Source organism: Enterococcus moraviensis ATCC BAA-383 (genome assembly GCF_000407445.1).
Lineage (GTDB): Bacteria > Bacillota > Bacilli > Lactobacillales > Enterococcaceae > Enterococcus_L > Enterococcus_L moraviensis.
Map to the genome: position 1 here is coordinate 399845 of NZ_ASWB01000003.1, position 14343 is coordinate 414187.

The following is a 14343-nucleotide window of genomic DNA, read 5'->3' on the forward strand; positions in this document are numbered from 1 at the left end:
ATACAGGTATACTTTACAGGAAAGTTGTTTCTTAGTCAATAATTACTAATCAATTTTAGTTAAGATATTACTTGGTTTGTTCTCTAACGTATGTTCCAGGTTGTGAGCCATCGTAGTTTTGGGTAAATTCTGCTGTTGTGGCATAGGTTATAACAGGAGTTGTTCCTTCGTTTGGTTGAATCCAACGTCCAGAGTATGGTGCTTTGGTATTTTCAGTCAATCCTGTATCACCTTTAAAGCGAAACTCTTTCGCTAAAGTTAATTCTTCAAGATACTTTGGAAATATTCTATCTGTATCTCTTACTGCAGCCATTTCCCAACTGGATAAATCTAATTTTTTAAGCGATGTATCTCCAAATAGCCTGTACATATTTGTTACTTTGCTTGTATTCCACTCTGACACATCTATTTCAGTTATACCAGAAGAATCAAACATTCTACTCATTGTTTTCACTTTGCTTGTGTCCCACTTGGACACATCTATATTCTTCAATTGCTCTGTTTTTTCAAACATATCTGACATGTCTGTTACACTACTTGTATTCCAACCGGATGTATCAATACTCTTTAGTTGTTTTGCATAATGAAACATTGATTTCATACTCGTTACTTTGCCTGTATCCCAAGATGAGGTGTCTAACACCTCTAATTCGTTAGTGAATGCAAACATAGAAGCCATTGTAAGCACTTGACTTGTATTCCATTTTGATACATTCAACTCATTCAATTTATAAGTAGCCCAAAACATAGTTGACATTGTGGTCACTTGACTTGTATTCCAATTTGATACGTTTACCTTAGTTAGCTCTTGTGCTTTGTAAAACATAGAATTCATATTTGTTGTTTGCACTGTATTTAGATAGTTACCTCCTTCAATACTTTCCAATTTAGATAACTCTGAAAATAGATAGCTGGCGTTCTTTCCCAATTTTACAGGCTTGGTGAACACTATTTTCTTAATTTTTTTTCCATCCAACCGCTTTTGAGATTCAATATGTGTTCGGATGTTATACTTAGCATTTGTTTCTGGAAACTCTCCTGAACCAAATTCTACAGTCTGCGTTACATCATCCCATGTCCATGGCACAGTCCAAAAAGTCGCACTGTCTTTTTCACGTATATAAGTACCACTATATGAACCATCATAGTTTTGAGTAAATTCTTTTGTTGTTGATTGGATTACAGCGGGACTCGTACCCTCATTTTTGTGAATCCAACGTCCTGAATATGGTGCTTTGGTATTTTCAGTCAATCCTGTGTCGCCTTTAAAGCGAAATTCTTTCGCTAAAGTTAATTCTTCAAGATACTTTGGAAATATTCTATCTGTATCTCTTACTGCAGCCATTTCCCAACTGGATAAATCTAATTTTTTAAGCGATGTATCTCCAAATAGCCTGTACATATTTGTTACTTTGCTTGTATTCCACTCTGACACATCTATTTCAGTTATACCAGAAGAATCAAACATTCTACTCATTGTTTTCACTTTGCTTGTGTCCCACTTGGACACATCTATATTCTTCAATTGCTCTGTTTTTTCAAACATATCTGACATGTCTGTTACACTACTTGTATTCCAACCGGATGTATCAATACTCTTTAGTTGTTTTGCATAATGAAACATTGATTTCATACTTGTTACTTTGCCTGTATCCCAAGATGAGGTGTCTAACACCTCTAATTCGTTAGTGAATGCAAACATAGAAGCCATTGTAAGCACTTGACTTGTATTCCATTTTGATACATTCAACTCATTCAATTTATAAGTAGCCCAAAACATAGTTGACATTGTGGTCACTTGACTTGTATTCCAATTTGATACGTCTACCTTAGTTAGCTCTTGTGCTTTGTAAAACATAGAATTCATATTTGTTGTTTGCACTGTATTTAGATAGTTACCTCCTTCAATACTTTCCAATTTAGATAACTCTGAAAATAGATAGCTGGCGTTCTTTCCCAATTTTACAGGCTTAGTGAACACTATTTTCTTAATCTTCTTTCCGTCCAACCGCTTTTGAGATTCAATATGTGTTCGGATACTATGATTAAAATGTGATTCTGGAAATTCACCTTCACCGAATTCTACAGTCTGCGTTACATCATTCCATGTCCACGGAACAGTCCCGAAAGTTCCTTTTCCATCCCCAACACGAACTTGACACTCCGCTGTTTTCTGCCCCTCTTCTGAAACAGCTGTAATAGTTATATTTCCGGCTTTTTTAGCTTTTATAACGCCAGTATCAGAAACGCTAGCAATTGAATCATCGGAACTTTTCCAGATAATTTTGGAATTTGTTGCATTTTCTGGTGAAATAGTTGCGTTTACTGTTGTTTCTTCACCTACATTCAATGTTATATCTGTCAGGTCAAGTTGAATAGTTTCTATTGCTATTTTTTTCTCGGTTGTGTAGGCATTTAACCATACATTGGCAGGATTATCCGTTGCATCTCCTCCAGACATATCCTTCCAGTACATTTCGTCCTTCATACCATCTGTGCTAACAAATGAACGTCCCTTTTCTAAATGTGGCGTTTCATCTTGATTGGATTCTTTAATTCTCTGCATTCTTAATTGAAAATAAGGAACATCATCTGGATATATATATTTAACAATAATTGTATATTCTTGATTGGGAGCAATTTTTTGAGTCGGTACTTTTACTGTTTCAACTCCTTCAAACTCTTTAGTACCTTCGCCTATTTTGGTCATATCTTTGTAATTAAAAATTTTCTCATCATGCTTTATATCTCGATTCAAATAATATAATTCATACTTAATATTATTCTGACTTGTGTATAACGAAATTGCTTTTAACTCTTCTTCACTTTTTTTAGTTTGAAATACATTACCCAAAAATAGTTCTTTAGAATGTAAATAATAATTCAGTATATCGCCTTGATGCCCATTCACATATTTATGATTAAAATCATATTCTTTTTTCTCTGTATTGACAGCTACATTAACCGAAGACTGCAGATAAACATCCTCATAACTCATATAGAAATACCCTTTAAGATGACTGTATGGTCCCCAAGAACCTTTCATCTTAAATGCACCATTATTTTGTGGTTTTTTTGTAAAGTTTTCTTTCGAATAATTATCATCCCAACCAACAATCACAATGTTATGATTTGATGTTGCCCATTCTCCACCACGATTTGGAACCAACCCTTGTTTGATGTCTTCCATCGGTACATATGAAGCATGTGTTTGTTGATTATAATAATCAGAACTATGTGAGTAATTGGTATCGTAATGAAAAGTTGTTGCACCATATTCATAAATCATTGATTTTATATCATTTACTTTCTTCCTACGCTCTTCTTCTGTTCCTTTACTATAACTTACGCCTCGAAGCACGGATATTTTGTCTGCATACATTGGAATTTGTTGCTCTTTTATTGCTAAAAATTTTTGACTTAACATAGGTTTCATCTGAAAATCGAATTGCGGTGTTTTCAATACATCTTCTGTCACTCCCATGTTGTCTAATGCTGCTTGCTCTAATAATAGCTCTGTGTTTCCACTACCATTCAATCGTCTGCCCTGTGCGAATGGATTGATTTTGTCCGTAAACGCATCCGTTGCATAATAATAATTAAAATAGTTTGGAGAAACAATATAATCCACTCCGAAGTTTTTTTTCAATGAAATGGTTAATATATCAGCTCCTGAATAGGCCCAACATAGTTCAACATTCCCCTGATTCCTTACAGGCGTTCCAAAACCTCCATCATTAAAATCAAATTTTTCTGGCAAAGCTTGTCTTTTTGTTAGTTGTTGTTTTGATTGTATCTCCGGATTGGGTACTTCTACCTGTAATCCTGTTTCTGGATCTGCTGGAAAAAAGGCTACTTCCTCCAGTTCTTCAGCCTTTACTATACTTGGAAATAGTAGCAGCCACCCAACACTTAAACTCCATAATGTTTTTTTCATTTCTTTCCCCTTTTTTATTTTTTCTTTTCGTACCACAAAAAAACATAAAATATCTTTTTTCATCTAAAATCTAAAAAGCACTCTGAAACAATTTATCCAGCGTGTTTTTTGATTTTAGATGAAAAATAAAGTTTGACACTTCCGTTATATTTATTTTATATTTCTTTTTGACACCATGTTATTTTAACACAATTATATGGTTTAAAAATACATTTATTTCATTTTGTTTAATAAACGTCGGTTTATTGTTTCACTATCTTTACTATATTTTTCTGTTTTTTCCGAACCTTTTATATGATAAAATAAAGGATAAATAACTTTAATACTTTATTGTATTGAAAGGAAGATTTTGAATGATTACAATGGATACTATTATCCGTGAAGGAAACCCAACACTTAGAGAAGTGGCAAAAGAAGTCTCTGTGCCGCTTTCTGATGAAGATATCAAGTTAGGCGAAGAAATGATGGAATTCTTGCATAATAGTCAAGATCCTGTCAAAGCAGAGGAATTAGGATTACGCGGAGGCGTTGGTTTAGCAGCACCACAATTAGACATCTCTAAACGAATCATCGCAGTCCATGTCCCAAGTGGTGACTTGGAAAATCCAGAACCGACATTGAGTGCGGTGATGTATAATCCTAAGATTTTGAGCCATTCTGTTCAAGACGCTTGTCTTGGCGAAGGGGAAGGCTGTTTGTCTGTTGACCGTGAAGTGCCTGGTTATGTGGTACGCCACAATAAAATTACGTTATCTTACGTAGATGCAGCAGGCGTTAAACAAAAGATTCGTTTGAAAAATTACGAAGCGATCGTTGTACAACATGAAATCGATCATTTGAATGGTGTAATGTTTTACGATCACATCAATCAAGAAAATCCTTATGCGTTGAAAGATGGCGTATTGGTAATTGAATAAAAAAACAATCAAGACAGACGAGTTTCGTTTGTCTTGATTGTTTTTTTGTTTAAATCGCCTTTAATTCTTTTAATGCTTTCCAAATACCGTCGTTGTCATTAGTATCTGTCACAAATTTTGCCTCTTTTTGGATATGCGGCAATGCATTGCCCATCGCAACACCGATCCCCGCTTCCCGCAACATTTCACGATCATTTTCACCATCGCCAAATGTGATGATATCTTCGCGAGCGATTCCGACACGATCCGCTAAATTCAGTAAAGTTGCCGATTTAGAACCGTTCTTAGGGACAATATCTACACTTTCTGAGTGCCAACGGATAAAACGAAATTTAGAAAATGCTTGGTCGAACAGGCCATCTGCAGAATGATCATAAAAAGCTAACGCCTGATACACATCATTCTCTTTTTGGAAATTCACATCATACTCTGGTGCTTCAAAATCAATTGATCCCATGGCTTCAGCCATTTGTGCACGACGGTGATGATTATTTTTCTTCACATCGTCTAATCCAACATACGCCAAACCGATTTCTCTTTTTTCAACTTCTGAAGAAAAACGATGCAATTCATCTTGATCCAATAGATTTTGGTAATATTGTTCATGATCCAAAAATGCTGCTGCACCATTACAAAGAACATAATTGGAAAAATCTAAATCTAAAATAATATCTTGCGCCATAAAACGGCTACGACCTGTTGCAATTGTTACGAGATGTCCTTGTTGTCTTAAAATCTGTAATGCTTCTCGTGTACTCTCTAAGGGTTGTCTGTCAGTTCCAAGTAGTGTTCCATCAATATCAAATGCAAAAAGTTTTCTTCTCATGGCGTAATAACTCGCTCGCTTTCTATGATTTTGGCAAATATTTACTGCCTTCTCTAATCGCTAATGGGCTTAATTTCGTTGTCTCAATCAATGTTTTGACCCAATCTGGATCGGTTTTACTATATTGACGCAAGGACCAGCCAATTGCTTTTTGAATAAAGAACTCATCTGTAGTTTTATCATAAATAATCGCTTTTTTCAATAACACAGTGTTTGTTTTTTCTTTATATAACAGTTGCAAATTGATTGCAATACGTCTGTGCCAGAAATCTTCTTCGCCAAAAAAGGCGGCAAATAACTGCGGCATTTCTTCAAAATGGTGAGCACCCCAAAGTCCAAAAAACTTACGCCAAGCGTCCACACTATCCCACCAAGCTTTAGTGATTACGAAAGGTTTAAAGCAGATCATTTCCTCAAAAGAAAAACGTTTTACATTGACCGTCGCCAAATCAATTGCTAGATACTGATATTCTCGCTCTGGTTTCTGATAGTAAAAACGAACTAAGTCAAGTAATTTCGTAAAGGGCATTTTTTTACTGATTTTCAAAAGTTCTTTTTCAACCGTTGCGCGCTCTGGTGCTGTAACCCCAGCAAAAGGAAACAAATTTTTCATGTAAGCAGCCATTTGCTTCGCTTTTTCTGTATTTTTAGGAAACACAATTTCATTCATTCCATTGCTCCTTTTTCTTCTTTCCTCCATTTTACTTCAAATCGTATTAGACAGCAAAAAAAGCTAGAATGGAAATCCATCTAGCTTTTCATTTAACTAATCTAAATAATTTGTATCTGCATTATTCAACCAAGCGTATCCTAAGCCCATTACTAAGCCACCGCCGATAAAGTTACCGATCAATGCAAAGAATAGATTGTGTGCTACGCTACCTACTGTCATTGCTGCCAATGTTCCGTGAGAAGCGAAATACGCTAAACTAAATGCTGGGAAGTTGGCGATAACGTGCTCGTATCCTAAGAAAGCAAAGATGAAAATGATGAAAACAATAGCCGCAACTTTACCTGCATCATCTTTCATACGCATGCTAACAAGCACTGCTGTATTTACCACAATATTAGCAAAAATTGCTTCAACTAAAATTTGTGTTGTTGTTTTATCTAATTTACCTGCAATCGATGTAAAGAAAAAGCTGTCAGCCGGTAAGTCTTGGAAAGGAACGGTCAACGAAATCAAGTAACCAAAAAGAACGCCACCAACTAAATTAAAGAAAATACATGTAACTAAAATTTTTGCTGCGAAAGAGAAGTTGATTTTTTTCCGGTAAACTCCAACTGTCATATACAGCATGTTCGATGTCCCTAGTTCCGCGTTCATATAAAGAATCATCACAAGTGACCAGCTGAACATGAAGGCATAAAGAATCTTACCTAAGCCATGTACCATGCCTTCACCTTTGATTGCAATCGCAAAAGCAACCGCTGTTCCTAAAGTTAAAAACATACAAGCAAGGACAGCACGAAATGCATAGCGCATGAAACTACTTTGGAATAAGTTCATTTTTTTACTAATTGATTTGTCGATTTGCTCAAATAATGGTGATACAGGTTTCATTTTGTTTCTCCTTTTCAATTTGTTTTCATCTAATATTTTCAAAAACATCCTTTACCATTCTAAAGACCAGTGAGGGTTTTGTCTAGTGCTTTTTCATACAAAGTCGTACTTTTTTTCATAGCATAACAAATTAGGCCGAAAACGTCCAAACAAATCGTTCTATTTCTTTACTGGCTTGCTCGTCTAAAAAATCCATCCCAAGTAGGATGACTTTGCTTGTGTGAATGGTAAAATAGTTATATCAACACTTCATTCTACACAAAATGAAAAAGAGAATTTGGTATTATATTTGAGTTAGGGGGGGAGCATCATGTATCGGTCTGAACAAAACAATCATCCACAACAATTAAATCAACACATTCTTACTAACTATCGGTCTTTAAAGCGAAGAAATGAGATTTTTACGGTCATTTTAATTTTGGTTACTTTATCTTGCGGTTTTCTTTTTAGTTTATCTTTTATAACAGAAAATCATTATCCAGAAAAAGTGGCGTCCTATGATCAACAATTAGTCACTCTTCAACAAGAACGAGCAGACATTGAGTCAGGAAAAATAACGGAAACAAAAAAATCGTTTGATACAGTTCTGCAAGAAAACTTAGATAACTTAAAAGAATATCCTCAACAAGAAGATAATTATTCTGTTGTTGTAGAAGGAACAGATCGTAGTTTAGTCATCAATAAAAATAATATATTTGTTTCAGATAACGCAAATATGTTAGATGCTACTGTAAAGAACAAGATTTATGATTTAAACAAACAGTTAGCTGCTAGTACTAATGGCGCTCAACTAGAAGTCGTAACAGTCAGTAATTTACCTGGCGGTGAAGACATTGAATCTTATGCCAATAAAATTTTCAATCAACTGGGAATCGGTAACAAAGATGAAAACAACGGTGTCTTATATTTGATTGCTTTGGATGACCGAGAATTCCGTCTAGAAGTGGGGTATGGATTGGAAGGGTTGATTCCTGATGGCGTAGCAAGCAATATTATCAATGATGATGCGATCGTGGACGATTTCAAAGATGAAAACTTTGCTGCTGCTGTAAATCAAGTAGTGGATCGAGTTTTTAAGTTAATGAATACAAAAACAGCTTTGGTAGATTCTAAAATCAATCAAATTCAAGCACAAAAAAACTCGGCTAGGTTTGCCCACGGTGGTCTCTTCGTCTTGTTGGTCACGCTAATAATGGTTAGTTTATTCTTGATTGTCAGACTTATACGCGCAAGAAAGTCTTTAAAAGCAAACTACAATGAGTATCAAGAACAACTAGCCGCTTACGCTCACGAATTCGATCAAGAGGATACTCAATCACTTTTTGAAAAAATAAAACAAACCGATCTTTACTATATTATGTTAAGCGACTATTTTTTAATAGCATCAAGAAGAGGACTACGTCGTGCCATAACTAGAGGACGGCTATTAAAAAATCCTACTGCTCAACCAAAAGCTTTTGGCCGTATTTTAATCGGGGATACGCTTTATTCAGGTAATGGCGATATTTTGACTACTGCCTATCTGGCGTCTAACTATAATTCTAGTAATTGGTCAGACAATGATTCTTCTGGAAGTGGAAGCGGTGGCTCTTCATGGGGATCTTTCGGTGGCGGGTCATCCGGTGGCGGCGGCGCATCTGGTGGCTGGTAATTTATCAGGGATAACACAAGAAAAAGCTTGAGTTATCCCTGATTTTACGCTATACTAATCTTTGTGTAAAATAATGCAGCAGAAAAATAATAGACTCGTCAACATTTCATTGCCTTGATAGATGTCTAGCTTCTAAGGTTTAACAATCTTATCGGCTATTCTTTTCAGGTTCAACTGCGTAACCCACGGCTGCAAAGGGCGAAGGTTGAAGAATGAACTGAACGAATATGAATTTTTCAGAAGATTATTTTACTCCAAAAAAACTTATTTTATTGGAGGAATTTTTAATGTCACGTTATACAGGACCATCATGGAAAATCTCTCGTCGTCTAGGTATCTCTCTATCAGGAACTGGTAAAGAACTAGCACGTCGCCCATACAAACCAGGACAACACGGACCAAACAGCCGTGGTAAAGTTTCTGAATACGGTATGCAATTAACTGAAAAACAAAAATTACGTCATATGTACGGTATGAACGAACGTCAATTCGTTAACTTGTTTATTAAAGCAAGCAAAATCAAAGAAGGTAAACATGGTGTTAACTTCATGATCTTACTAGAACAACGTTTAGATAACGTCGTTTACCGTTTAGGTTTAGCAACTACTCGTCGTCAAGCACGTCAATTAGTGAACCACGGTCACGTGACTGTAGATGGCAAACGCGTAGATATCCCTTCTTACCACGTTGAAGTTGGTCAAGTGATTTCTGTTCGTGAAAAATCTCAAAACGTAGTAACAATCAAAGAAGCTGTTGAAGCTACTGTTGGTCGCCCAGCATTTGTAAGCTTTGACGCTGAAAAATTAGAAGGAAGCTTCACTCGTTTACCAGAACGTGATGAATTATATCCTGAAATCGACGAAGCTCTTGTCGTTGAATACTACAACCAAAAACTTTAAGATAGTTGGCAGAAAGGCTTTATGCTTTTCACGATTATCTTTCATCAAGTCTTGTTCATTTTATGGACAAGGCTTTTTTTTACATAAAAAAGAGGGTGAAACATGACTCTACACGTCACCTCCTACCCTCATTTTCTATCGTTATTATGAGTGTTGCTTTTTCAAGACACCATCTTTCATAATAAACACTTCATCACAATAATCAATCAAGCGTTGGTCATGCGTAACCATGATCGTTGCTTTGTTTTTTTCTTTTGTTTCTCTCGCTAATATTTTGACCACCTCAAACGCCCGATCGGAATCCAAACTAGCGGTCGGCTCATCCGCTAAAATAATGGATGGATCATTATAAAGCGCTCGAGCAATCGCAACACGTTGACGTTCTCCACCTGAAATTTCGTCTGGATATTTTTTCTTTAGCTTTTCAATTCCCAGCTCTGTTAATAACTTATTGACTTTTTCCACATCGGTTTTTTCTTTTTTTACTTTGTCCACCAAACGTAGTTGCTTTTCCACAGTTAAAAATGGAACCAAATTAGACGCTTGCAAAATAAACCCTATTTCAGAGAAACGAATCTTAGATCGTGTTTTTTCATTTTCTTCACTGAACGGTTCATTGTTTATCTTTACTTCACCATTTGTTGGGGTTTGCAACCCTCCAGCGAGAGTCAAAAAGGTACTTTTCCCTGAACCACTTGGTCCAATAACAGCGACAAATTGACCTTTTTCCACAGAAAAATCTGTGGATTTCAATGCTTCAATTGTCGTATCTCCATCCAAAAACTGTTTATCCACAGATAAAAATTCAATAGCTTTCATCTTTTTTCGCTCCTTTCTAACCAATTGCCTTCAACGGATCGATTTTGACAATCGTCCGAACCGAGAACAATGCTCCTAATACTGCAATAATCAACATTATGCCGCCGATTCCTAAAAAGAATAGCCAATTCGTTTGAAATGGAACTGCTGTTGGCAATACAAGTGATGTTCCCACTGTACCAAGTAAACCGATTGCTATTCCTAAGATTGCTAAAACAAATGTTTGAATAATGACAGAAACAGCAATATAAAAACCAGAAATACCTTGTGCTTTCATGATCCCAAAAATCGTTGCTTTTTGCATGGTCAACACATAGATGAAAATGCCGATAACAATTGCTGCAATTACAATCAAAAAGCCGATCATAAACCCAAATGTCAGTACTTGAGCGCTGTAACCTGGCAATTTATTGATAAATGTCGAAATACTATAACGAGTTAGTCCATCGTCTTTCACATGAACATTTTTTAATACGCCATCTTTCGCCCGAAAAACGATTGCATTAACACGAGCGTTTTCTGAAGTATCTGATTTTTCAAAACGGATTTGTTGAAACGCTGCGGTCGATACATATAAAACTGGTGCAACGTTAAATTTGGCTTTATCTGTAAATCCAACGATTTTAAGTTTTTTATCGTTTCCCGCCAATTTAATAGTGTCACCAATTTTGAGGTCATTTTCTTTTTTCAAACTGCTGTCAGCAACAGCTTCATCTTCATTTGCAAAGGCTTTTCCTTCAATAATGTTGGGCATCAAAAACTCTTCTTTATTAATACCAAAAAAACTTGCATTGATTTTTTCTGATCCTTTTTTGTCTAATTGAATCACCGCGGCAGTTTGACCTAATGATGCTTTTTCTTTTGCTTCTACTTCATCCAATGACTTAATAGGAATCATCGACATATTGATATTCGTATTTGACTCGTCTGAAAGAACAATCCCGTCCGCCTGCCATTTATCCACAGCTGTTCGATTGTCTTCAGCTAACCCATATGCTAATCCTGTTAAAAAAAAGACTAAATAAGAAATTAAAAACATCACACTGATAATCAGTGCATACCGTAACTTCGAGCGAGTTATTTCATTCCAAGCTAAAAACATAGATTCTCCTCCTCCTTATCGATTGATAAGTTCTATAAAAAAAGTATAGCAAACTTTAGTAAAAGCAACAAAATATCTGCTTTACTCATGAACTAAAAAAAATAGAAAGGACACAGATTTGTCTAAATTTCTTCTTATTTCTAAAAATTATTCTGATATACTAAAAGAATAAACAAGTAAAAAGGAGTTTATAGATGAAAAAGAAACGAGGAACACTTTATACGGTAATCCAATTTTCGGTGCTTTTGTTATTCGCCCTGTTTTTAAGAACCTTTGTTTTAACACCAGTGGAAGTTGTTGGCATTTCGATGGAACCGACTTATCATGAATCTGATCGCTTGTGGCAAACATCCTTGGTCAGTCCAAAACGATTTGATATTGCGACCTTTCCTAGCCCTCGGGATGGGAAACGTATTGTAAAACGCGTTGTTGGTTTACCTGGTGATACGATTCGGATGGAAAATGATCAACTATATATCAATGACAAAAAATATGATGAGCCCTATTTAGATGAATTTAAAAAGACTTTGACAGATGGTCAGCCTCTAACTGCTGATTTTTCTTTGGACAATAGTGCAACAGGCCCAGCAACCGTCGTTCCAGAAGGAAAATATTTCGTATTAGGTGATAATCGACGAAAAGCTGATGATAGTCGTTATTTTGGTTTTGTAGATGAGGAGTCTATTGTAGGTGTGGTTTATTTCAGATATTATCCATTGAATAAAATCGGCGTGCAATAATTTTTAGTGATTGTTTTAAAAGCTGAGTGTTGGAGTGATTTTATGATAGGCTGTATAATGTTAAAACATTGTACAGTCTTTTTGTTTAGCAATCGAAAGGAGTCAAAAAATGGCAAACGCATTGCACTTATTAGAGGGCCGTTGGATTATACGAGGAACTACTTTTCCTCTCTGGCTATCACAAAAACGGCATAATCCTACTATAAAATACGAAAAGCTCGAAAATGATCCTCTTCAATTTTTAGACATCGTCAACTATCAAAATGCTAAAGGCCAAACAAAAGAAATTATTGGGATTGACACTTACAAACAAAATCACTTCATTTGGAGAGGACGCGGGTTATTAAGATTTTTAAGTAGTAAATGGTCTGTCTTGGCTGTAACAGATATTATTTTAGTAATCAAATTTGAGCGTTCGCTTGTAACACCAGCCGGAATCGATGTTTTAGTTCGAGAAAACAGTACACTTGCTGATCCAAAACAACTTCTTTCCACTTCCCTTGCACAGTACGCTCTTACAGTAAATGAATTTGATCGTTTAGTCTGGCTTTAAATTTGCCTAGATAAAAAAAGTGGCGTCGTATTCAGGTGTTAACCTGAACCAGACGCCATTTTTATTTTAATCTTTTTGCTGTAATTCAATTGCTAGTCGATAGAGCGGTAATAATTCCTCGTATGTTTTCAACATATACGCACGGGCTTTTTCTGGATCATTTAATAGATCATCTGTCTTTCTAATCACTCGACCAATCTGAAATTCCCCTTTTTTTACATCGCGCAAACGAGTGAGATGTTTTTCTAAATCAGCCTCATTCAAGCGTTCGATTTCGGGTTGTGTATGATCGATCGACAAGTAAAAGTCATCATCCAGTGGTTCAAATAACGCTTGATTATCTAAAAAAGCTTGGGCGATTTCTTTCTCATTTTTAGGATTATCGATCAGTGACAACCACATGAATACATAATCGGACCAAATCCCTAATTGGAAGTGCGCCTCCATTTTGTAGCCACGTTTTTTTTGACTCAGTGCTGACCATGTATTTTCTGGCGGATAAACTGTTCTACGACGATGCTGCGCAATGTGAACAAAAAACTCCGTTTCTAATTCAGCGCCTAACTTTTCAGCAAAATAATCATCTAATTCTTGAAATTTAGGTTGAATCGTCGAACGAATTTCTGCCATTCTAGGATCCAATCCTTCAATTGTAAAAACATCAAAATCTTTTTCAGTAAACATCAACATGTATTCATTTCTCCTCTGAGCTGTTCTGTGATTTAGTTATGAAGTTGCTGCCATTCCTCTAACGTGATTCCTCTCATGATATCTGTCACGACTTTTCCTTTCCACATTCGTGCATTGGGAACTTTTCCTTCTATTTTCATGCCGATTTTTTCCATTACACGTCCTGATTGTGGGTTATCAATATCATGCATTGCAAAAATCCGCATTAACTGCAGCTCTTCAAACCCTAGTCGAAGTAGTTCAGTAGCCGCTTCAGGTACATAACCAACTCCCCAAAAATCCTTATTTAACGCATAACCGATTTCTGCGATATTATGTTGGTTTTCTACACGTAAATCAATCGTTCCAATCAACTTTCCTGTGGCTTTCAACTCGATTCCGTATTTCCCTAAAGGTGCTGCTATAAAATAATTCGCAATACTTTCTTTTGTGTCCTTAATAGACTGATGGATAGGAAAAACATAGGTTACCGTTTCTTCATCAGAACCGTATTCATACATGTCATTTGCATCTTTTAAGGTTATCGGACGCAGCGTTAAACGATTAGTCTCCAAATATTGATTCTCCGCAAAAATCAAATTTCGATTCATAACAATTTCCATATACTTCACCTACTTTTCATACTACTTTACAGAAAGAAACGCT

Annotated in this window: 13 protein-coding genes; 5 read left to right on the forward strand and 8 right to left on the reverse strand. The window is 35.9% G+C overall.

The window, feature by feature from the left end:
• Positions 1–67: 67 nt before the first annotated feature.
• Positions 68–3937: a BspA family leucine-rich repeat surface protein gene (locus I586_RS11995; RefSeq protein WP_016249981.1), complete on the reverse strand. Its 3870-nt coding sequence runs from the start codon at positions 3935–3937 to the stop codon at positions 68–70.
• Positions 3938–4290: 353 nt separating this feature from the next.
• On the opposite strand from I586_RS11995, the gene def reads away from it, so the two are divergent.
• A complete protein-coding gene (gene def / locus I586_RS12000) occupies positions 4291–4854 on the forward strand; it encodes a peptide deformylase (protein ID WP_010766405.1) in 564 nt (187 codons plus the stop codon).
• 49 nt (positions 4855–4903) lie between these two features.
• On the opposite strand, the gene I586_RS12005 is transcribed toward def, so the two are convergent.
• The 3 genes from I586_RS12005 to I586_RS12015 all read right to left on the reverse strand — a co-directional run bounded on the left by I586_RS12005 (position 4904) and on the right by I586_RS12015 (position 7244).
• Positions 4904–5680, reverse strand: coding sequence for a Cof-type HAD-IIB family hydrolase (locus I586_RS12005; protein ID WP_010766406.1), 777 nt, complete (start codon positions 5678–5680; stop codon positions 4904–4906).
• Between the two features lie 22 nt (positions 5681–5702).
• Entirely contained in the window at positions 5703–6350 is a 648-nt protein-coding gene (locus I586_RS12010; RefSeq protein ID WP_010766407.1) for a DNA alkylation repair protein, read from the reverse strand.
• A 96-nt stretch (positions 6351–6446) separates the two neighbouring features.
• Positions 6447–7244 (reverse strand): formate/nitrite transporter family protein, encoded by a 798-nt coding sequence (locus I586_RS12015; RefSeq protein ID WP_010766408.1) that lies wholly within the window; start codon positions 7242–7244, stop codon positions 6447–6449.
• Between the two features lie 310 nt (positions 7245–7554).
• On the opposite strand from I586_RS12015, the gene I586_RS12020 reads away from it, so the two are divergent.
• Both I586_RS12020 and rpsD read left to right on the forward strand, forming a co-directional pair.
• Positions 7555–8895: a TPM domain-containing protein gene (locus I586_RS12020; protein WP_010766409.1), complete on the forward strand. Its 1341-nt coding sequence runs from the start codon at positions 7555–7557 to the stop codon at positions 8893–8895.
• Between the two features lie 287 nt (positions 8896–9182).
• Positions 9183–9794, forward strand: coding sequence for a 30S ribosomal protein S4 (gene rpsD / locus I586_RS12025; RefSeq protein ID WP_010766410.1), 612 nt, complete (start codon positions 9183–9185; stop codon positions 9792–9794).
• A gap of 144 nt (positions 9795–9938) precedes the next feature.
• Here rpsD and I586_RS12030 read toward each other — a convergent pair whose 3' ends face one another.
• Together I586_RS12030 and I586_RS12035 are read right to left on the reverse strand one after the other, a co-directional pair.
• Positions 9939–10613 carry an ABC transporter ATP-binding protein gene (locus I586_RS12030; RefSeq protein ID WP_010766411.1) on the reverse strand — a complete coding sequence of 225 codons (675 nt, stop codon included), beginning with the start codon at positions 10611–10613 and terminating at the stop codon, positions 9939–9941.
• A 16-nt stretch (positions 10614–10629) separates the two neighbouring features.
• Positions 10630–11715, reverse strand: a complete 1086-nt coding sequence (locus I586_RS12035; RefSeq protein WP_010766412.1) for an ABC transporter permease — start codon at positions 11713–11715, stop codon at positions 10630–10632.
• Positions 11716–11909: 194 nt separating this feature from the next.
• Between I586_RS12035 and lepB the strand changes: the two genes are divergently transcribed.
• Together lepB and I586_RS12045 are read left to right on the forward strand one after the other, a co-directional pair.
• On the forward strand, positions 11910–12455 hold the full coding sequence (lepB, locus tag I586_RS12040) for a signal peptidase I (RefSeq protein ID WP_010766413.1): 546 nt from the start codon (positions 11910–11912) through the stop codon (positions 12453–12455).
• Positions 12456–12564: 109 nt separating this feature from the next.
• A complete protein-coding gene (locus I586_RS12045) occupies positions 12565–13008 on the forward strand; it encodes a hypothetical protein (protein WP_010766414.1) in 444 nt (147 codons plus the stop codon).
• 66 nt (positions 13009–13074) lie between these two features.
• Here the strand turns inward: I586_RS12045 and I586_RS12050 are convergent, their stop codons facing one another.
• Both I586_RS12050 and I586_RS12055 read right to left on the reverse strand, forming a co-directional pair.
• Entirely contained in the window at positions 13075–13698 is a 624-nt protein-coding gene (locus I586_RS12050; RefSeq protein ID WP_010766415.1) for a DUF1054 domain-containing protein, read from the reverse strand.
• A gap of 32 nt (positions 13699–13730) precedes the next feature.
• Positions 13731–14300, reverse strand: coding sequence for a GNAT family N-acetyltransferase (locus I586_RS12055; protein ID WP_010766416.1), 570 nt, complete (start codon positions 14298–14300; stop codon positions 13731–13733).
• Positions 14301–14343: the final 43 nt, after the last annotated feature.